The sequence below is a fragment of the Rhodococcus sp. Z13_19A genome, assembly GCF_058133575.1.
In genome coordinates this window covers 1,220,901-1,239,206 of record NZ_JBYUNN010000001.1, presented here as the reverse complement: position 1 = coordinate 1,239,206, position 18,306 = coordinate 1,220,901, and the positions used below count along the sequence as shown (strand labels likewise).

Here is an 18,306-nt window from a genome sequence, read left to right as displayed (position 1 = left end):
GCGCTCCTGCCCGGCCACCTCTGGGTGCACCGCGCACGAGCCATCGCCGGGCCACCCACGCAACCCGGGCCACCTGGTGCGAGCCTAGTCGCCGGTGAGCTTGTCCTTGGTGTCGCTGGCAGCGTCCTTGACGTTCTCGCCCCCCTGCTTGACGTTGCCCTTGGCCTGGTCGCCCTGGCCCTCGTGCTTGAGGTCCTTGTTGCCGCTGGCCCCACCCACGGCTTCCTTGGCCTTGCCGATCAGCTCTTCAGCCTTGTTCTTGGCCTTGTCGATTGCGCTCATCGTCACCCTCCGTCGTGCCGCCGTCGGACTGCAGCCGCCCATCCGGACGAGCCCTCGGCACTGCGCTGACGGTACCGCCGGACGATCCTGCTCGCAGCGGCAGAAAACGCCGCTACCTGGGCGGAAGGCCCGCGGTGAACTCCACCAAGCGGTGGCTGATCTGCTCGGGGCGCCCGTCGTTCTGCTTCCACGCCGCCGTGGTCACGTCCAGGTGGTTGTAGCCGGGCAGCACCACCTGCACGCCGCCGTTGACGATGGGGCCCCCGATGGCCGGGCCGTCGGCCACCCCGGAGTCACCAGCGTCGAAGTAGATCGCCGGGCGCTGGTTGGGCCCGTCGTACCGGAGCCCGGCCAGTGAACCGTGCCGGTCGCCCAGCTGCGCAGCCTGCAGGTCGGTGACCAGCCGGATAGGGAAGTACCACTCCGTCCCGTCGGACTCCGGGATGCTGAACGCCGAGGCGAACTGCTGCACGTCGGTGATCTCGCTGGCCGGGGTGGTGAAGACGTCGCCGTCGGCGGTGGTCGCCCCCGCCGCGGGCAGCTCGTCGTAGTTCAGCCAGCTGCTCACCGCCGCGGGGTCGCTGGCGATGACCAGCTTGTTGCCGCCGAGCAGCGAGTTGCTGGGCGCGCCGTAGGGCAGCGGGAAGTTCTTGGGCGCGATCGATCCACCACCGGTGGGCGCACCGAAGCTGGCCCGCAGGATGGTGATGGGCGAGGAGTTGTCGTCCAGCACCGTGCCCAGCACCGTCGCGTTGGTGGCGTTGAAGTCGCGCAGGTCGGGCTGCCCGGTGAGCGCGGACGCCCAGTCCTTGGCGCCGAACAGCCGCAGCGCCACCTCGAAGTTGAGGTCCCGCGGGATGCGCGGCAGCACCGTGCTGCGTGCGTCCGGCGCCTGCCCGGCCGCCGTGTTGAGCACCCCGAGCAGCGCGAAGGTCTGCGGCGTCAGCGGGGAGAGGTTGATGTAGGGGGAGGCGGCCCGCAGCCCGCTGAGCGCGTCGGCCAGGCCCACCGGCAGCATCGCCTGCAGGGCGGCCAGCCCCTCGGTGCCGGGCCGGGTGATGCTCAGCCGAGAGTCGAGCACGTAGTAGCCGCCGCAGAGGGTGTACCCGGGGGTGCCGTTGAAGTCCCAGCTGCTCAGCGCTGCGGTGATCGGGCCGCCCAGGGAGTGGCCGCCGCACATCACCTTGCTGCGGTAGCTGGCGGGCAGCTGCATCAGCACCGTGGCGTAGTCCTGCACGGTCTGCGCCAGGCCCACCTCGTTGAGGAAGGCGGTGTCGGCGGCGCTGGCGGTGCCGGCGTAGCTCCGCCCGTCCTGCTCCGCACCGTCGAAGTAGTAGTCGAAGGCGACGTCTGCGCTGCTCGCGTCCGCGGCGGCGAGCAGCCCGGTGTGGTCCTCCAGGCAGTTGGACCGGCGGTCCAGCGCCCACACCTCCACCTGCTTGCCGGTCTCCGCCGCCGCCCGCACCACGTTGCGCGCGACGGGCTCCAGCGATCCCGCGCCCGCCAGGATGCCGGGCATGAGCACGTAGACGTTGTCAGTCTCGGCGGGGTCGGCCGGGCCGTCGGCGGCGCGCACCCGCAGGTAGCCCAGGCGGTCGCAGGCGGCGGGGTGTGCCGGGGCGGCGTCCGGCATCGGCGCGTACAGGCTGACGTAGCTGACCTGCACCCCGTCCCCGGTGGCCGACCCGGTCACCGGCTCCTCGGTGCGCTCGGCCTGCACGGGCTGCTGCGCGGCAGCGCTGGGCGGCAGCGCCAGCCCGAGCAGCGCGGTGGCGCCCGCCACGGCCAGGGCCGCGACCTTTCGAGAACGGGCGAGTCCGGCGCGCACTGCGATCTGGGTCACCATGGACGGAGACTAACCACCTCGTTGCCTGACCAACCAGTTGAAGCGTCGCCCCCACGTACGGTCGATCTCAGTCCACTCCGGCGAGCGCCTGCGAGGTGTCGCGTGAACGTCAGCATCAGCGTCCTGTTCCGGGCCATCCCGTTGGTGATGGGCGCGCTGTGCCTGGCCTACGGCCTGGACGTGCGCCTGGCCGCCGACGACGCCGGTAGCCGGCCCGCCCACGTCACCGCCGGCACGGTGCTCATCGCCCTCACCGCGATCTGCTTCGCGCTGTTCACCACGGCGGCGACGATCATCCGGCAGCTGATCCACCGCTACAGCACGGTGTGGAAGGTGGTGCTGCCCTGCGCGGGCTACGTCGTCGCGCTGGCCACCGTGGTGTGGGGCGCGGTGATCGCCGCGGGCAGCTCCACCGAGCACCACACCATCGGGCCGGTGGTGGTGGGCATCGGGCTGGTGGCGACGTGCGTGAGCACCGTGGCCACCGCATCGACCGCCTTCACCCGCATCCCGGCCAACAGTGCTCGTCCGGCCGACGCCGGCCCGCCGGACGGCGCCTACTCCGCAGCGGTGGGCTGGGCGCTGGGCGCGGTGCCGGCGGCCTGCGCGGTTGCGGCGATCGGCTACGCGGCGGTGCTGCTGGCCGAGGCCGGCGCCGACGACGTCGGTGGCCACGTGCTGCTCGGCCTGGGCATGATCTGCGCGAGCCTGGTGGCGCTGGTGCTCAGCATCGTGCGCCAGGTGCGCAACACCTTCACCGGCCGCGAGCGCTACTGGTGGACCTGGTGGGTGGCCGCGATGGGGACGGTCAACCTGGTGTGGGGCCTGGTGGTGCTGCTGGGCACCGACTGGCCTGCCCGCTACGCGCCCGGGTTCGTGCTCATCGGCCTGGGGCTGATCTGCTTCAGCATCCTGTCCAAGGTGCTGCTGCTGGCCCTGGTGTGGCGGCAGAGCTTCCCGCTGGCCAGCCGCATCCCGCTCATCCCGGTGGTGACCGCGCTGACCTGCCTGTTCCTGGCCGCGTTCGTGTTCGAGGCGGCAGTGGTCAGCCCCGGGTTCTTCGTCCCCGCTCGGGTGCTGGTGGGCCTGGGCGCGGTCTGCTTCACGCTGTACTCCATCGTGTCGATCCTGGAGGCCGGCGCCAGCTCGGACTGATCCGGGAGGCCCTCAGCGGTGGCCGGTGAAGAACTCCTCCAGCAGCGCCGCGCACTCGCTCTGCAAGACCCCGCCGCGCACCTCGGGCCGGTGGGTGAGCCGACGGTCGCGCACCACGTCCCACAACGACCCGACGGCCCCGCTGCGCGGCTCCCACGCCCCGAACACCACCCGACCCACGCGGGCGGCCACCGCGGCGCCGGCGCACATGGTGCACGGCTCCACGGTCACCGCCAGGGTGCACTCCAGCAGCCGCCAGCCGTCGCCGTGCACCTGTGCCGCCGCCCGCAGCGCCAGCACCTCGGCGTGCGCGGTGGGGTCACCCAGGTGCTCGCGGGCGTTGGCGGCACGGGCCAGCTCGGTGCCGTCGGCGGCGAACACCACCGCACCGATGGGCACGTCACCGGCAGGGGTCTGCCCCGCGGCGTCCAGCGCGGCGCGCACCATCGCCTCGTCGGCGGCAGGGCTCCAGGAGGGGCTCACGCAGGGCGCCGGACGTCGGGAGGGAGGGCTCAGCGCCCGTAGGCGTCCACGGCGGCGGCGAGCTCGTCGGCGAACCCGCAGCGCTCGGCGATCATCGTCAGCTGCTCGTCGGCGTAGAGGTCGGTGTCGCTGGCGATCACGTTGAGCACGGTCGCGGGCAGGCCCAGGTCGTCCAGCAGGCCCAGCTCGCCCTCGGCCCACGGGTCGACGTCGTCGAGCTCGTCGGGGTCGAGGTCGGGGATGTCGATGTTGAGGTGCTCGAGGGCGTCAGCGGCGATGTCGTAGTCCAGCGCCGCGGTGGCGTCGGAGAGCACCAGCCGGATGCCCTGCGGACCCGGCCGCAGGATGAGGAAGAACTCGTCGTCGACGTCCAGCAGGCCGAACACCGCTCCCGCACTGCGCAGCTCGCGCAGCTCGGTCACCGCCTCGGACAGGCTGTGCAGCGCGGCCGGCTTGAGCGGCTTGCACCGCCACGTGCCCTCCTCGCGAGTGACGGCGATGGCGGTGCCCTCGAGGTCGTCGTCGGAGGCTTCCTGGGCGACCTTGCTCTTGGACCCACGCTGCTCGGACATGGGCATCACGGTAGTCGTTGTCCAGCCGCCGGCGGACCGTCGTCCCGGTGCGAGGCACGCGGTGTCGCGGTGGGGTGCCAGGATCGTGCCCGGCAGGCGGTGTCCACCAGGCACCGGGGCGAGGCGAGGAGCTGAGGCGGCGTGACCAGACCGGTGTGTGTGCTGGGGCTCGGGCTGATCGGCGGCTCGCTGCTGCGGGCTGCCACCGACGCGGGCCGACCGGCGTGGGGCTACAACCGCTCCCCAGTGGCGCCCGCCGACGGTTACGACGTCAGCAGCGACCTGCCCGCCACCCTGCGCCGTGCCGCCGACGCCGACGCGCTGGTGGTGGTGGCGGTGCCGATGACCGCCCTGCAGCCGGTGCTGGCCGCGGTGGCCGAGCACGCCCCGGGCTGCGCGCTGACCGACGCGGTGAGCGTCAAGGCGCCGGTGGCCGCGGCGGTGGCCCAGCACGGGCTGGCCGCGCGCTACGTGGGTGGGCACCCGATGGCCGGCACCGCGCACTCCGGCTGGGCCGCCGGCAGCGCCACGTTGTTCCGCGACGCTGCCTGGGTGGTGGCCGCCGACGACGGCCTGGACCTGGACGTGTGGCGGGGCGTGGCCCAGCTGGCCCTGGACTGCGGCGCCCACGTGGTGCCGGCGTCGGCGGAGGAGCACGACCGCGCCGTCGCCGCCATCTCCCACCTGCCGCACGTGCTGGCCGCGGTCCTGGCGGCGGTGGGTGGCGAGGGCGGAGAGCTGGCGCTGAGCCTGGCCGCCGGGTCCTTCCGCGACGGCACCCGGGTGGCGGCCACCCGTCCCGAGCTGGTGCAGGCGATGTGCGAGGCCAACCGCACCAGCCTGCTCGACGCGCTGGAGGACACCCTCACCCGGCTGACGAACGCGCGTGACTCGTTGCGCGACAACGCAACCCTGGGTAGCACCGTAGCTGCGGGGCACACCGCCCGGCTGCGCCTGGACGAGCTGCACCGCACCGAGGTCACCGACGTCGACCTCACCGGTCCGCACGCGCTGGAGCGACTGCGCGCGCTGGGCCGCAACGGGGGGATGATCCGCCGGCTCTGAGCGCCCCGGGCAGGATGGACACCATGGCCAGGATGAAGGACTCCACCCTCGATCTCCGTGAGCTCGCGATGCACCTGCGCTCGGGGCGGCTGAGCCCGGTGGACCACGTGGAGTCCACCCTGGCCGGGCTGACCGAGGCCGGCGGACTGGTCACTGCGCGCGACGACGACGCCGCCATGCGGGCGGCCGAGCTGGCCGCCACCGAGATCACGAGCGGGCAGTGGCGCGGACCGCTGCACGGCATGGCGGTCGCCGTCAGCGACACCATCGACGTGGCCGGCCTGCCCACCCGCTGCGGCAGCGCGGTGCGCGCCGGCGCCGCACCCGCTCGCACCGACGCCGAGGCGGTGGCCCGGCTCCGGGCGGCCGGCGCCATCGTGGTGGGCAAGGCGCAGTGCCAGGAGCTCGGCCTGGGTCCCACCGGCGACGTCGGCGTGGGCTCGGCGCCGCACAACCCGCACGAGCACGGGGCCATCACCGGCGGCGCGTCCTCCGGTGCGGCCGCGCTCGTGGCGCGGGGCTACGTGCCGTTCGCGCTGGGCAGCGACACCGGCGGCGACGTCCGCGTGCCCGCGGCGCTGTGCGGCGTCGTCGGGCTGCGACCGCACCAGGGCGCGGTGCCCACCACCGGGATGGTGCCGGTGTCCACCACGCTGGACCTGCCCGGGCTGCTCACCGGCGACGTGCACGGCGCGTCAGTGGTGTGGGACGTGCTGGCCCGCGGCGCCGAGGGCACCGGGGGCGGCATCCAGGAGCCCGGCGTGACCGGGTTGCGCATCGGGCTGCCGCAGAACGCGCTGCTGGGGGTGGACGACCCGCAGCTGGAGGTGGTGCTGCAGGCCGCCGCCGCCCGGCTGAGCCAGCACGGCGCGGAGCTGGTGGAGATCGAGATCCCCGACCTCGACGCCCTCGCCGCCACCTACGCCGTGATCGTCGGGGCGGAGGCGCACGCCACCCACGCCGCCGAGCTGGTGGAGCGCCGGGAGGACTTCCAGCCGGAGACGGCGCAGCGCCTGCTGGCGCAGTCCGAGCGCACCGCGCAGGAGTACATCCGCGCGCTGCGCACCCGCGACCGGCTGCGGACGTCGATCATGGCCACGCTGCGCAGGACCTACGGGCTGGACGCGCTGCTGCTGGGCACCACGCCGCTGCGCGCCACCCCGCTGGGCGAGCGCACCCTGGCCGGCGACTGGACCTGCGGGCCGAGCTGTCCCGGCTGACCAGCCCGTTCAGCCTGCTGGGTGCACCCGCGGTGAGCGTGCCCGCCCGCGCCGTGGACGGGCTGCCGATCGGCATCCAGGTGGCCGGGGTGAAGCTGGAGGAGCGCGGCATCCTGCGGGTGGCCGCCGTGGTCGACGGCAAGGACTGACCGACGGCCCCGAGGGGTGGAACGCCCCGGAGGAAACGTCAGATGCGGTGGGTGATGCCCGCGTAGTCCAGCGCGAAGCCGTCCTCGTCCACCGCCATGAGCGCCACCCCGGACGGGGTCACAGCCTCCACGCCGGTGGGCGAGCTGGTGTAGGTGCACGTCGCCGGCTGCACGGTCAGGTCGGGCAGGCTCACCGCCACCACGGGCACGGTCTCCGCGCGGTGGTCGTTGACCAGCCCGAGGCGACGCACCGGCAGGGTGGCGAACAACGAGCTCACGCCGACGTGCACGTCGATGGCGCCGTCGAAGCCCGAGCTCTTGGGTCCCTGGCCGTGGTCGATCAGCCAGAGCCCGTCGGAGTTCCGGCTCAGGGCCACCTGCCGGTCGCCCTGGGCGACGGTGCTGCGGATGGCCAGCCGACGGGTCACGCCGGCCTCGTCCAGCAGCAGCTCGTAGGAGGCGCTGAACGACTCGTGCGCGCTGGTGCGCCCGGCGACGATGCGGCCGTGCACCTTCACCGCTCGGCTGGTCATCTGGACACGGGCGGACTCGAGCAGCGCGGCGGCGTCGCCGGCCCAGGTCAGCATGGCCGGCCAGGTGTTGCTCTCGTCGTTCGGAGCCGCTGTGTTCTCAACGGTCACTGATGCAGTCACGCGACCAGGGTAGGCGTCCGCAGCTGGAGCGGTCGCAGAGGTGGGGATGCTCACTCGCCCAGAGCTTTTGACGCTTCAGTCAGCACCTGTTTGGCCACCTCAGCTGCGGTGGGCACGAGGGCGGGGGCCACTGTGGTCAGCCGGCTGCGCCGGGACAGCAGGTCGCCGACGTCCAGCGCCCCCTCGGCCAGCGCTCCGAACAGCAGCTCCTCGCGGCACAGCGGGTGCCCCGGCACCACGCGCTCGCCCGGCCGCTCCACCACGCTGCGCACCACCGGGGCCTCGGCGCCGTACCGCTGCACCAGCCGGGCCGGCGCGTCCACGCCCAGCAGCTCGGCGCGCGGCAGGGCGCCCACCAGCCCCAGCTTGGCGGTGACGCAGGGACCGGCGTCCAGCCCGCGCAGCGCCACGGCGTGGTCCACCGCGTCCTGGGCCATGGCGCGGTAGGTGGTCAGCTTGCCGCCCACCACGGTCACCACGCCGGGGGGCTGCTCCAGCACGGAGTGCTGGCGGGAGAGGTCGGCGGTGCTGGCGTCGCCGGTGTCCAGCAGCGGGCGCAGGCCGGTGTAGGTGGCCAGCACGTCGGCGCGGGTGAGCGGGGTGCGCAGCGCGGCGTTGACCACCTCGAGCAGGAAGTCGACGTCGCGCTCGGCGGCCTGCGGCTCCTCGCTGACCTCCTCGGCGGGGTCGTCGGTGAGCCCCACGTAGACCACCCCCTCCGGCTGGGGCAGGGCGAAGACGTAGCGGCCGAAGTGGCCGGGCACGCCCACGGTGAGCGCGGCGGAGGGCCGGCCCAGGCGCTCGGCGGGCACCACCAGGTGCACCCCCTTGCTGGGCCGCAGCCGCACCTCGGGGGCAAGGCGGTCGGCCCACACCCCGGTGGCGTTGACCACCGCCCGCGCCCGCAGGTCCAGCTCGGCGCCGGTGCGCACGTCGCGCACCCGGGCCCCGTCGGCGTGCACCTGCAGTGCCTGCGCGTAGGTGAGCACCCGCGCCCCGAAGCCGGCCGCGGTGCGGGCCAGGCCGATCACCAGCCGGGCGTCGTCGGTGAGCTGGCCGTCCCAGTGCACCAGCCCGCCGCGCAGCCCGGCGGGGCGCAGGCCCGGCACCAGCTGCAGCGCCTCGGTGCTGGACACCCGGCGCGGGGCGGGCAGGGTGTGGGCGGAGGTGCCGGCGACGCGTCGCAGCCCGTCACCGATGCGCATCCCCAGCAGGCTCACCACCCCCGGCAGCGGCGGGGTGTGCTCGTCCAGCGGGGTGAGGAAGGGCAGCGCCCGGGTGAGGTGCGGGGCGGTGTGCTCCATCAGCACGTGCCGCTCCCGGGCGGACTCCCAGGCCAGCGCCACGTCGCCCTTGACCAGGTAGCGCAGCCCGCCGTGCACCAGCTTGCTGGACCAGCGGCTGGTGCCGTGGGCCAGGTCGGCCTTCTCCACCAGCGCCACCGACAATCCGCGGCTGGCCGCGTCCAGGGCGACGCCGGCCCCGGTGACCCCGCCGCCGACCACCAGCAGGTCCACCTCAGCGCCGTCGGCCAGCTGGGCCAGCTCGGCGCTGCGTCGGCGGCTGTTGAGCCAGGTGCCGGGCTGCGGGCCGCTCACGCCTGACGCTCCGACAGCCCCGGGGCCAGGTAGTGGTCGAGCATGATGCCCAGCTCGGCCAGCGCACCCTCCGGGTCGCTCTCCCGCAGCGTGATCGCCCAGGACATCACGAAGACCTGCACCATCAGCAGGATGTTGCGGGCGGCCAGCTCCGGGTCGCACTCGCGCACCGAGCCGTCGGCGTGCCCGGCGGTGATGGCGGCGACCAGCAGGTCCAGGAACATCCGCTGGCTGGCCCCGGTGCGCTCGCGCAGGTACGGCAGCAGCACCTCGGGGTCGACCTCCAGCACCCGGTTGAGCAGCGGGTCGGTGCTGAGCCGGCGCACCACGGCCAGCGTGGTGGCGCACAGCCGCTGCCGCGCCGTTCCCGTGCCGTGGTCGGCCACCTCGGCGAACAGGACGGCGGACTCGCGGGTGAGCAGCGCGGCCAGCACCCGCTGGATGTCGGGGAAGCGGCGGTAGAACGTCATGCGGCTGACGTCGGCCCGGCGTGCCACGTCGGTGGCGGTGGTGCGGCGCAGGCCGAACGCGATGACCAGCTCCCGGGCGGCGTCGAGGATCCGGCCGGTGACCTCGTCGTCGTCCTCGGCCTTGTTACGGCTAGACGTCATGTGTCACTGTGTACCGCATGAGCAGCGAGGACGCCAGCGCCCACTCGTCGGTGCGGCTCGGCTCGGTGTGGCACGGCTGGGGCGACCCGGCCCGGCGCACCCCCCTGCCCCGGGCCGCGCGGGAGCACCTGGCCGCGGCCGGCCTGCTGGGCGAGCGCAGCACTCCGGTGCCGCTGGAGCAGGTGCGCCTGCCCGACCCGCTGCTGAGCGAGGCCGCGACCGCGGCACTGGTGGCGGCGGTGGGCATCGAGCACGTGCGCACCGACCGCCTGACCCGGGTGCTGCACGCCGGCGGCAAGTCCTACCTGGACCTGCTGCGCCGGCGTCGCGGCGACGCCGAGCACGCCCCGGACGCCGTGGTGTGCCCGGCCGACCACCAGCAGGTGCGGCAGGTGCTGCAGGCGTGCGTGCAGCACGAGGTGGCCGTGGTGCCCTTCGGGGGCGGGACCAGCGTGGTGGGTGGGGTGGAGCCGCTGAGGGGTCGGTTCTCCGCGCTCGTCGCCCTGGACCTCACCCGGCTGGACGCGCTGGTGGACGTCGACCCGGTGTCGATGACGGCCACGCTGCAGGCCGGCATGCGCGGGCCGCAGGTGGAGCGCGAGCTCGGCGCGCACGGGCTCACCCTGGGCCACTTCCCGCAGAGCTGGGAGCAGGCCACCGTCGGCGGGTTCGTGGCCACCCGCTCGGCCGGCCAGGCCTCCACCGGCTACGGCCGCTTCGACGAGGTGCTGATCGGTGCCACCTGCGCCACCCCCAGCGGTGACCTGGTGCTGGGCCGCGGACCGGCCAGCGCCGCCGGCCCGCGGCTGCTGGACGTGGTGGTGGGCTCGGAGGGTCGCCTCGGCGTGGTCACCTCCGCCACGGTGGCGGTGCGCCCCGCGCCGGCGGTGCAGAAGTTCACCGGCTGGTCGTTCCCGTCGTTCGCGGCGGGCACGGCGGCGTTCCGGGCGCTGGCCCAGCAGCTCGGCCACGGGGTGGCGCCGGACTCCTGCCGGCTGTCCGACGAGGAGGAGACCACCACCACGCTGCGCCTGGCCGGGGGCTCCCTCGGCGCCCGCGCGCTGCGCGGCTACCTGCGCGCCCGCGGACGCCGCACCGGCAGCCTGGCCATCTTCGGCTGGGACGGCACCGCCGCGGAGGTCGCCCGCCGCAGCCGGGCGGCGGCGGCACTGCTGCGCCAGCACGGCGGTGTCCCGCTGGGCAGCGGCCCGGGCCAGGCCTGGTCGCACGGGCGCTTCCACGCCCCGTACCTGCGCGACGAGCTGCTCGACCACGGAGTGCTGGTGGAGACGCTGGAGACCGCCACCTCCTGGCGCGACCTGCCTGCGCTGCACACCGCGGTGGCCGCCGCGCTGCGCCGCTCGCTGACCACCGCCGCCAGCGCCCCGCTGGTGCAGTGCCACGTCTCGCACGTCTACCGCACGGGTGCCTCGCTGTACTTCACCGTGGTGGCCCACCGGGACCCCACCGACCCGGAGGGCCAGTGGCTCGCCGCCAAGCGCGCGGCCTCTGACGTCATCGCCGCGCACGGCGCCCCGGCCACCCACCAGCACGCGGTGGGCACCGATCACGCCCCGTGGATGGCGGCGGAGGTGGGCGAGACCGGCCTGCAGCTGCTGCGGTCCATGAAGGACTCGCTCGACCCCACCGGCATCCTCAACCCGGGCAAGATGATGCCGTGAACGTGCTGCTGCTCGTCAGCCCCAGCTCTGGTGGCGGCCGGGCGGCGGCGGCCATGCCGGCGGTGCAGCGCGCGCTGGCTGCCAACGGCTGGCAGGTGCGCACTCACCTCACCCGTGACCTCGACGACGCCGAGCAGGTGGCCGCGGCGGCCGAGCCCGGCACGGTGGTGGCCGCACTCGGCGGCGATGGGTTGCTGAGCCGGGCAGCCGCAGGCACCCGGGCGTCGGGCACGGTCCTCGCGCCGCTGCCCGGCGGACGCGGCAACGACTTCTGTGCCGCGCTGGGCGTCCCGCGCGACCCGGCGGTGGCCGCGGCGGCGCTGCTGGGCGCGGTGGAGCGGGCGGTGGACGTGGCCGAGCTGGACGGGCGCACCGTGCTGGGGGTGATCAGCTGCGGGTTCGACTCCGAGGCCACCCGGCGAGCCAACGCCACCACCGTGGTGCGCGGCCAGCTGGTGTACGCGTGGGCAGCGCTGCGCACCCTGGCCACCTGGGTCCCCGCCGAGCTCACCGTCACCGTGGACGGAACGGCACGGTCGTTTCGCGGCTACACCGTGGCGGTGGGCAGCTCCGGGCGCTACGGCGGGGGCATGAAGATCGCCCCGGACGCGCGGATGGACGACGGCCTGCTCGACGTGGTGACCGTCTCGCACGCCGGGCGGTGGCACTTCGTGTCCAACCTGCCCAAGCTGTTCAGCGGCACCCACGTGGACGGCGACGTGGTGCAGGTGCAGCTGGGCCGGCAGGTGCACCTCACGGCGGTGACGCCCATCGAGCTCTACGCCGACGGCGAGCCGGCGGGGTGGGTGCCGTGCACCGTCCGCGTGGCGCCGGGCGCGCTGCGGGTGCTCGGCGGCCGCTGAGCTCGCCCCACGAGGGCGCGCGGGTCAGCGAAGCGCGCGGTGGCCCACGGCGGTCACACCGAGGGTGAGCACGCTCGCCACCGCCATCGCCACGCTCATGTGCACCTGCAGCAGCAGGGCACCCACCACCGCGCCGAGCAGGATGAGCACCAGCGCACCCAGCCGGCGGTTCCAGATCGCGCCGCGCCACCCCGTCACCAGCGACTCGCTGGCCCACGAGGTGAGCGTGGAGGTCACCACCACGGTGGTCATGTCCTTGATGGCCAGCTTGCGCGCCACGCAGGCCTGGCTGCCCATGGCCAGCGCGGTGCCCGCGGCGATCACCAGCTGCTCGTCGGGGGTGTAGCCGTCGTCGAGCACCCACAGCGCGACGGCCAGCACTCCCAGCATCACGCCGCCGGCGGCCAGCAGCGCGGTGACGCGGGTGGTCCACGCCGCCGCGGCTCGACGCAGCACCATGCCGGCCCCGAGCGCGCCGAGGGTGAACGCCAGCAGGGCGATCGCGGGGCCCAGCACGGGCAGCTCGTCGGCGCCGGCCACACCCATGCCGAGGATCACGATGTTGCCGGTCATGTTGCCGGTGAAGACCCGGTCGAGGCCGAGGTAACCCACCGCGTCCACCACGCCGGTGACGAAGGTGAGCACCAGCATCAGCACCAGCGCCACCTGCTGGGTGTCAGCGGCAACCCGGCGGGGAGCCGCGGCGGGGGCGCTCACCGCGCGCACGGTCGAACGGTCATGGGAGCTCCTCGGGGCTGGCCAACGCCCTGCCACCACCAGCGCGGGCGGCAGGAGCAAGTCGCCGTAACGCTAAGCGAGACACTCGAAGAGCGTCAACCGGCCCCATGCTCCCCCGCGACGTTCGTCGGCCTCGTCCCTTGCGGGGCCGGCAAGGGGCCTGGCAGCCTGCCCGGTCCGCCACGGTTACGAGTGCGTAAATCTCCGGCCGCAGCCGGGATCTGCGTTGACACCGGCGATCACCTCCGGCGAGTCTATCTCGCATTACGCGGTGACGACCTGCATTGCGTGACGCCAGTGAAGGAGTGCCATGGCCTACGTGATCACCGATCCCTGCATCGACGAGACCGACCAGTCGTGCGTGGACGAGTGCCCCGTGGACTGCATCTACGAGGGCGACCGGATGATGTACATCAACCCGGACGAGTGCGTGGACTGCGGCCGCTGCGAGCCCGTCTGCCCGGTGATCTCCATCTTTCACGAGGAGGACGTGCCGGCCGACCGTGCCGTGTTCATCGAGATCAACGAGCAGTTCTTCGCCACCATCGGCTCCCCCGGCGGCGCCCGCAAGATCGGCCCCGTGGGCACCGACCACCCCGCCGTCACCGAGTGGGCCGCGACGTGACCGCCCCGCAGCCCACCGTGCAGGTGGACCTGCTGGTGGTCGGCGCCGGCCCGTCCGGGCTGTACGCCACCTACTACGCCGGCTTCCGCGGCATGACGGTCGCGCTGCTGGACTCCCTGCCCCAGCTGGGCGGGCAGGTCGCCGCGCTGTACCCGGAGAAGGCGATCTACGACGTCGCCGGCTTCACCGCGGTGAAGGGCCAGGACCTGGTGGACGCCCTGTCCGAGCAGGCGCGCCAGCACGACCCGCTGCTCATCCTCGGCGAGACCGCCACCACCCTGGAGCACGGCGACGACGGCGCGGCCGTCACCACCGACACCGGCCGCCGCATCGAGGCCAAGGCCATCCTCGTCACCGGCGGGGTGGGCAGCTTCATCCCCCGCGAGCTGCCGGTGGGCTCGGACTACCTCGGCCGCGGGCTGCGCTACTTCGTGCCGCGGCTGGACGAGCTGGCCGGGCAGGACGTGGTGGTGGTCGGCGGTGGCGACTCCGCGCTCGACTGGGCGCTGGGCCTGCAGCCGATCGCGTCCTCGGTGACGCTGGTGCACCGCCGACCGGTGTTCCGCGCGCACGAGCGCAGCCAGGCGCTGCTCAAGCTCGCCCCCATCCGGGTGCTCACCCCGCACGAGGTGGTGGGTGTGCACGGCGAGGAGTGGATCACCGGCATCACCGTGCAGAACAAGAAGGACCCCGAGCCCGTCCAGCTCGCCGCCACCGCGGTGGTGGCCGCGCTGGGGTTCATCGCCGACCTGGGGCCGCTGGACACCTGGGGGCTGGAGCAGCAGAAGCGGCGCATCGTGGTGGGCCGGGACATGCAGACGTCGATCCCGCGGGTCTACGCCGCCGGCGACATCAGCGAGTACCCCGGCAAGGTGCGGCTGATGAGCGTGGGCTTCGGCGAGGCGGCGTCGGCGGTCAACAACCTGGCGCCGCTGGTGAATCCAGCCCTGTCGGTGACGCCGGGCCACTCCTCCGACGCGTAGCGCCTGCCCGACTACGGGACCAGGAGCAGGAACAACATGCCCATCAGCATCATCCCGATGGCCCCGACCACGGTGTACCTCCGCCAGAACTCAGGTTTCTTGTCCTTGAGCCCGAACGGCGCTGTCGGCATGCTCTGCACTGTGTGGCCCAGGAACCTGGCATAGGGCTTCCGGAACACGATAGCCAGCACGCCCAGCACGATCGTTGCTGCGGTGAGCGGCCACGCACTACTCATCGGACGAATCCCCCCTGCTGCTGCGACAAACCGTTGACCGAGCCACGCGCCCTACTTGTCGAGCGCGCCGATGACGAGGGCGAGGACGGGCCCGGCTGCGATAAAGAGGCAGCCGATGACGAACGACAACCGTGCCGAGGACTCAGCGCTGCGACGACCGCGCCAGAAGTTCTCCTCGAAGCGCCCCATCCAGTGCCGACTGACGATGATCAGCACCCCCATGATCACTGACGCGACACCAAGAGGCAGTCCATCCGCGCTCACGCACTCGCCACCGATCGTCTAGTCGGAACAGCGCGGAGGCCGACGCCCCCGCAGCCCCAGCCGGCACGAAGATACCCACTCCTGCGGGTGTCCACAAGAGACAGATTGACGCGAGAAGGCCTGCATCTCAACGATTTCCTTTGAGCCGCTCAGGCGCGGCCGAGCTCCGCGGAGATCAGCTCGGCGGTCTGCTGCAGGGCGGCGATGGTCTCGTCCTCGCCCTGCTGCCCGGCCACCGACGTGGCGATGACGGCCAGCGCCGCCACCACCCGGCCATCTTGGAACACCGGCGCCGCCAGTGTGCGCAGCCCGTTGACCACCGGCGACTTCACGCTCACCTTGGTCTCCCGGATGCCTACCAGCTCCTCGGCGAAGTCGGGGTTGGTCTGCATCTCCCGCTTGAGCATGGGCACCTCGCCCTCGGGCAGAAAGGTGCAGAACACCCGCCCCTGGGCGGAGGCGGTGGGCGACAGGCGCGCGCCCAGGCGCACTGCCACCCGAGCCACGTGGTCGGTGTTGTCGTTGGAGGCCACCACGATCGGACTCTCCCCGTCCCAGACGCTGAGCACCACCGTCTCCTGCACCTGGCGCAGCAGCTGGTCCATGAACGGCTCGGCGATCTTGATCACCGGCAGCGCCGAGCGGGCGGCCGCGGCCAGGGTGAGGATCTGCGGGCCCAGGGAGTACACCGTCTCGGTGGGGTCGTAGCGCAGCAGGTTCGCCGCCCGCAGCGCCTTGGTGTAGCGGTGCGCGGTGGCCTTGCTGGTGCCCAGCGCCGCGGTGATCTCGTTCAGGCTCATCCGCGGTCGCTGTGGGGTGAACGCAGCCAGGATGACCGCGGCCCGCTCCACCGCCTGGATGGCCGGCGCCCGGCCCCGGCCCTGCGCAGACCCGTCGTCGTGGTCGTCGGCCGTGGCCGGACCCGTGCTGGTTGTCAGTGCACTCACTCTCCCCTGTTGACCGCGAAGCGCACGGCCGCAGCTGCGTACACCTGTGCGTACCGTACAAGTTCCTCCGCCGAGCACACATCCCGTCCAGGCCGGTCAGGATCGGCTCGAACCTGGGGTCCGGTGCGCACGGTGTCGATCCCCCGGGCGCGGAACAGCACGCCGTCGGTGGAGCCGGTCCACCCGGTGATGTCCGGTTCTCCACCGCGCTGCAGGTGGCGGGCTCGCGCGGCGCGCACCAGCTCCACGATGGGCGCCGACGCCGGCGTGGCGCCGCCCGGCTCCGCGTCGCCCACCGTCACCTCCACCGTGCAGCCGGCCAGCGGGCTGCCGCGCAGGTGCCCCACCAGGGTGTTGTGCAGCCGGTCCAGGTGCGCGCCCAGCTCGTCGCCGGGGGCCGACACCAGGTAGACGAACAGGTCCAGGTGCGCCGGCAGCAGGTCAGGCTTGGCCACCGCGCCGGTGCGGATGGCGCCGATGCCGGCCTCCCGCCCGGTCTGCCCGGTGGTGGGCAGCGCCCGCCACTGCCCGCGCCACGCCTCGAACGCCGCGCACACCAGGCCGACGTGCTGGGGCAGCCCGCCCACCGGCTGCGCCTGGTCACGGAAGAGCACCACCCCCGGGCCGGGCGCGCTCACCCGGATGCGCAGGAACGCCGCCCCCGGCTCCTCGTGCAGCACCCCGGGCGGGCCCGACTTGCCCACGATCACCGCGTCGGGTGCACCACCGTGGTTCAGGTAGTGCCGAACCCCCGAGCAGGCCGGCTGCGGTGGCTCGGCCAGCGCGGTGTTGCGGTGGGTGCCACCGCTGGCCAGCAGCAGCTGCACGGTGCCGGCCACCCCGGCCTCGGCCAGCGCGGTGGCGGCCGCGGCGTAGCCGACCAGCACCGCCGCCGCCGGCGCCCGGGCCACCCCCAGGCCGAAGCCGGAGAGCGCGTCACCGTCCAGGCACACGCCTGCCTGGTACGGCGCGGTGGAGCCGGTGACCTCGCGGTGCACCGTGCCCTCGCCGGAGGTGGAGGTGTCCAGGTGCGAGCACAGCAGCACTCCGCCGCGGTCCGACCCGGTGCTCGCCGCCAGGTTGGCCCCGCCAGCGCCTGTGTCCCGCACGGTGAAGCCCAGCTGCGGCCAGCGCTGCCGGCTCCACGCCGCCAGCGCCTCAGCGCAGTTGCGCTCCGCGCCACGCTCTACCGGTGCGGCGCTGAGCACCTCCAGCGCGGCGAGCAGGTCGTCGCGCCGGACCAGCTCGGCAGCCGTGTCCGCCAGGTGCTCGGCGGGGATCAGTGCGCCCACGTCCGGTCGTCGGCCTCGGCCCGCCAGACGTCGATGTTGCGCGGGTCGCGCTTGAGGCGGCGCGGCCGGTGCGTCTCGTGCTCGGCCGGCGTGAAGATCCGGTGGCCGTCGCACAGCTCGTAGCGCGGGCCGTGCTGGTCGTCGTAGAGGTAGAAGGCGATGGAGGTGGACGCGGAGTGGTTCACCACGTCGCCGAGGATCTTGACGTTGCGGTACTGCGCTCGCGCGCGGCGGCGCATCACGCCGTCCATGTCGCCCATGATGAAGCACAGGTGCTCCAGGGCGAAGCGGTCGCTGCGGCGCACGGCCAGGCTGTGGTGGTAGCGGTCCTCGCAGCGCAGGAACGCGGTGAAGTCCTCCACGTAGTCCGAGGCCTGGAAGCCCAGCACGTCGAGGTAGAACGCCAGGGTCTCGTCGTAGCGGTCGGTGATGATGAACGGGTGCACCAGCGTCTGCGGGCGCAGGTCCGGCCACGGCGTCTCGGCGTACTCGATGAAGTCGGTGAACAGCTCCACCAGCGTGCCGTTGGGGTCGCGCACGGCGAAGCCCGCCTGGCACAGCCCCTTCATCCCCTGCGTCAGCGGCAGCACCTCGTGGCCGGCGGCTCGCACCCGCTGCTCCAGGTCGGCCAGCACGGTGTCGTTGTCCACGCTGTAGCCCACGCCGTCGTAGCGGAACGCCGACAGGCTCGGCTCGTGCAGCAGCTCCACGCTGTGGTGCTCGGTGCCCACCCGCAGGTAGGCGTGGCTCTCGTCGTGCTCCTCCAGGGCCAGACCGACGTGGTACGAGAGGAACTCGATCGTCGCGGTCATGTCCGGCACGGCCAGGCGCACGTACTGCACGCTGGCGGGGCCCAGGGGGCGGGTTTGCACCGGCTCGGTCACTGCGGTTCACCTTCCGTCGCGGCACCCTGCGGTGCACAGTCCGAACCCTAGGAATCGCCCGAGACCGTCGTCAAGCCATGTGAGACGTCATAGCGTAATGCAACACGTAGTTAACCTGCCCGGAACGCCGCACCCCTAGTTTTTGAGCCGTCGAGGCA

The 18,306-nt window shown here is 73.5% G+C and carries 19 protein-coding genes; 7 read left to right on the top strand and 12 right to left on the bottom strand.

The features are described 5' to 3' along the window. Positions 1 to 84 precede the first annotated feature (84 nt). Together AC3YNX_RS05735 and AC3YNX_RS05730 are read right to left on the bottom strand one after the other, a co-directional pair. Complete coding sequence (locus AC3YNX_RS05735; RefSeq protein ID WP_127781741.1) at positions 85 to 282, bottom strand: CsbD family protein; 198 nt, start codon at positions 280 to 282, stop codon at positions 85 to 87. Between the two features lie 112 nt (positions 283 to 394). Continuing rightward, positions 395 to 2,128, bottom strand: a complete 1,734-nt coding sequence (locus tag AC3YNX_RS05730; protein ID WP_489994862.1) for a hypothetical protein — start codon at positions 2,126 to 2,128, stop codon at positions 395 to 397. A 102-nt stretch (positions 2,129 to 2,230) separates the two neighbouring features. Here AC3YNX_RS05730 and AC3YNX_RS05725 point away from each other — a divergent pair, with 102 nt between their 5' ends. Then, positions 2,231 to 3,283 carry a DUF2776 family protein gene (locus AC3YNX_RS05725; RefSeq protein WP_489994861.1) on the top strand — a complete coding sequence of 351 codons (1,053 nt, stop codon included), beginning with the start codon at positions 2,231 to 2,233 and terminating at the stop codon, positions 3,281 to 3,283. 12 nt (positions 3,284 to 3,295) lie between these two features. Here AC3YNX_RS05725 and AC3YNX_RS05720 read toward each other — a convergent pair whose 3' ends face one another. Together AC3YNX_RS05720 and AC3YNX_RS05715 are read right to left on the bottom strand one after the other, a co-directional pair. After that, on the bottom strand, positions 3,296 to 3,730 hold the full coding sequence (locus tag AC3YNX_RS05720; RefSeq protein WP_489982583.1) for a nucleoside deaminase: 435 nt from the start codon (positions 3,728 to 3,730) through the stop codon (positions 3,296 to 3,298). Between the two features lie 65 nt (positions 3,731 to 3,795). Next, positions 3,796 to 4,338, bottom strand: coding sequence for a tRNA adenosine deaminase-associated protein (locus AC3YNX_RS05715; protein ID WP_127781739.1), 543 nt, complete (start codon positions 4,336 to 4,338; stop codon positions 3,796 to 3,798). A 141-nt stretch (positions 4,339 to 4,479) separates the two neighbouring features. Between AC3YNX_RS05715 and AC3YNX_RS05710 the strand changes: the two genes are divergently transcribed. Both AC3YNX_RS05710 and AC3YNX_RS05705 read left to right on the top strand, forming a co-directional pair. Next, positions 4,480 to 5,403 (top strand): prephenate dehydrogenase, encoded by a 924-nt coding sequence (locus AC3YNX_RS05710; protein WP_489994860.1) that lies wholly within the window; start codon positions 4,480 to 4,482, stop codon positions 5,401 to 5,403. A 32-nt stretch (positions 5,404 to 5,435) separates the two neighbouring features. After that, entirely contained in the window at positions 5,436 to 6,623 is a 1,188-nt protein-coding gene (locus AC3YNX_RS05705) for an amidase (protein ID WP_489994859.1), read from the top strand. 187 nt (positions 6,624 to 6,810) lie between these two features. On the opposite strand, the gene AC3YNX_RS05700 is transcribed toward AC3YNX_RS05705, so the two are convergent. Genes AC3YNX_RS05700 through AC3YNX_RS05690 form a run of 3 tightly spaced genes read right to left on the bottom strand, consistent with a single transcriptional unit; the run spans position 6,811 to position 9,634 of the window. Then, positions 6,811 to 7,425, bottom strand: a complete 615-nt coding sequence (locus AC3YNX_RS05700) for a putative glycolipid-binding domain-containing protein (protein ID WP_127781737.1) — start codon at positions 7,423 to 7,425, stop codon at positions 6,811 to 6,813. A gap of 50 nt (positions 7,426 to 7,475) precedes the next feature. Continuing rightward, the gene (locus AC3YNX_RS05695) at positions 7,476 to 9,023 is read right to left on the bottom strand and encodes a glycerol-3-phosphate dehydrogenase/oxidase (protein ID WP_489994858.1); all 1,548 of its coding nucleotides are present in this window, start codon (positions 9,021 to 9,023) and stop codon (positions 7,476 to 7,478) included. Further along, positions 9,020 to 9,634, bottom strand: coding sequence for a TetR/AcrR family transcriptional regulator (locus tag AC3YNX_RS05690; protein WP_127781735.1), 615 nt, complete (start codon positions 9,632 to 9,634; stop codon positions 9,020 to 9,022). Before AC3YNX_RS05690 ends, AC3YNX_RS05695 begins: the two co-directional genes overlap by 4 nt. Positions 9,635 to 9,651: 17 nt before the next feature. Between AC3YNX_RS05690 and AC3YNX_RS05685 the strand changes: the two genes are divergently transcribed. Together AC3YNX_RS05685 and AC3YNX_RS05680 are read left to right on the top strand one after the other, a co-directional pair. After that, positions 9,652 to 11,316: an FAD-binding oxidoreductase gene (locus AC3YNX_RS05685; protein WP_489994857.1), complete on the top strand. Its 1,665-nt coding sequence runs from the start codon at positions 9,652 to 9,654 to the stop codon at positions 11,314 to 11,316. Next, entirely contained in the window at positions 11,313 to 12,179 is an 867-nt protein-coding gene (locus AC3YNX_RS05680) for a diacylglycerol/lipid kinase family protein (RefSeq protein ID WP_489994856.1), read from the top strand. The genes AC3YNX_RS05685 and AC3YNX_RS05680 overlap by 4 nt, the downstream gene beginning before the upstream one ends. 24 nt (positions 12,180 to 12,203) lie before the next feature. Here the strand turns inward: AC3YNX_RS05680 and AC3YNX_RS05675 are convergent, their stop codons facing one another. Then, entirely contained in the window at positions 12,204 to 12,896 is a 693-nt protein-coding gene (locus tag AC3YNX_RS05675) for a YoaK family protein (protein WP_489994855.1), read from the bottom strand. Positions 12,897 to 13,227: 331 nt separating this feature from the next. Here AC3YNX_RS05675 and fdxA point away from each other — a divergent pair, with 331 nt between their 5' ends. Then, positions 13,228 to 13,542: a ferredoxin gene (gene fdxA, locus AC3YNX_RS05670; RefSeq protein ID WP_489982409.1), complete on the top strand. Its 315-nt coding sequence runs from the start codon at positions 13,228 to 13,230 to the stop codon at positions 13,540 to 13,542. Further along, positions 13,539 to 14,525, top strand: a complete 987-nt coding sequence (locus tag AC3YNX_RS05665; RefSeq protein ID WP_489994854.1) for an NAD(P)/FAD-dependent oxidoreductase — start codon at positions 13,539 to 13,541, stop codon at positions 14,523 to 14,525. Before fdxA ends, AC3YNX_RS05665 begins: the two co-directional genes overlap by 4 nt. Before the next feature lie 287 nt (positions 14,526 to 14,812). Here the strand turns inward: AC3YNX_RS05665 and AC3YNX_RS05660 are convergent, their stop codons facing one another. From AC3YNX_RS05660 to AC3YNX_RS05645, 4 genes are all read right to left on the bottom strand, one after another. Next, positions 14,813 to 14,983, bottom strand: coding sequence for a hypothetical protein (locus tag AC3YNX_RS05660; protein ID WP_489982407.1), 171 nt, complete (start codon positions 14,981 to 14,983; stop codon positions 14,813 to 14,815). Between the two features lie 191 nt (positions 14,984 to 15,174). Then, positions 15,175 to 15,972, bottom strand: a complete 798-nt coding sequence (locus tag AC3YNX_RS05655; RefSeq protein ID WP_164860543.1) for an IclR family transcriptional regulator — start codon at positions 15,970 to 15,972, stop codon at positions 15,175 to 15,177. Then, entirely contained in the window at positions 15,969 to 17,264 is a 1,296-nt protein-coding gene (locus AC3YNX_RS05650) for a hypothetical protein (protein ID WP_489994853.1), read from the bottom strand. Before AC3YNX_RS05650 ends, AC3YNX_RS05655 begins: the two co-directional genes overlap by 4 nt. Then, complete coding sequence (locus AC3YNX_RS05645) at positions 17,252 to 18,148, bottom strand: VOC family protein (protein WP_489994852.1); 897 nt, start codon at positions 18,146 to 18,148, stop codon at positions 17,252 to 17,254. The genes AC3YNX_RS05650 and AC3YNX_RS05645 overlap by 13 nt, the downstream gene beginning before the upstream one ends. Between the last annotated feature and the right edge of the window lie 158 nt (positions 18,149 to 18,306).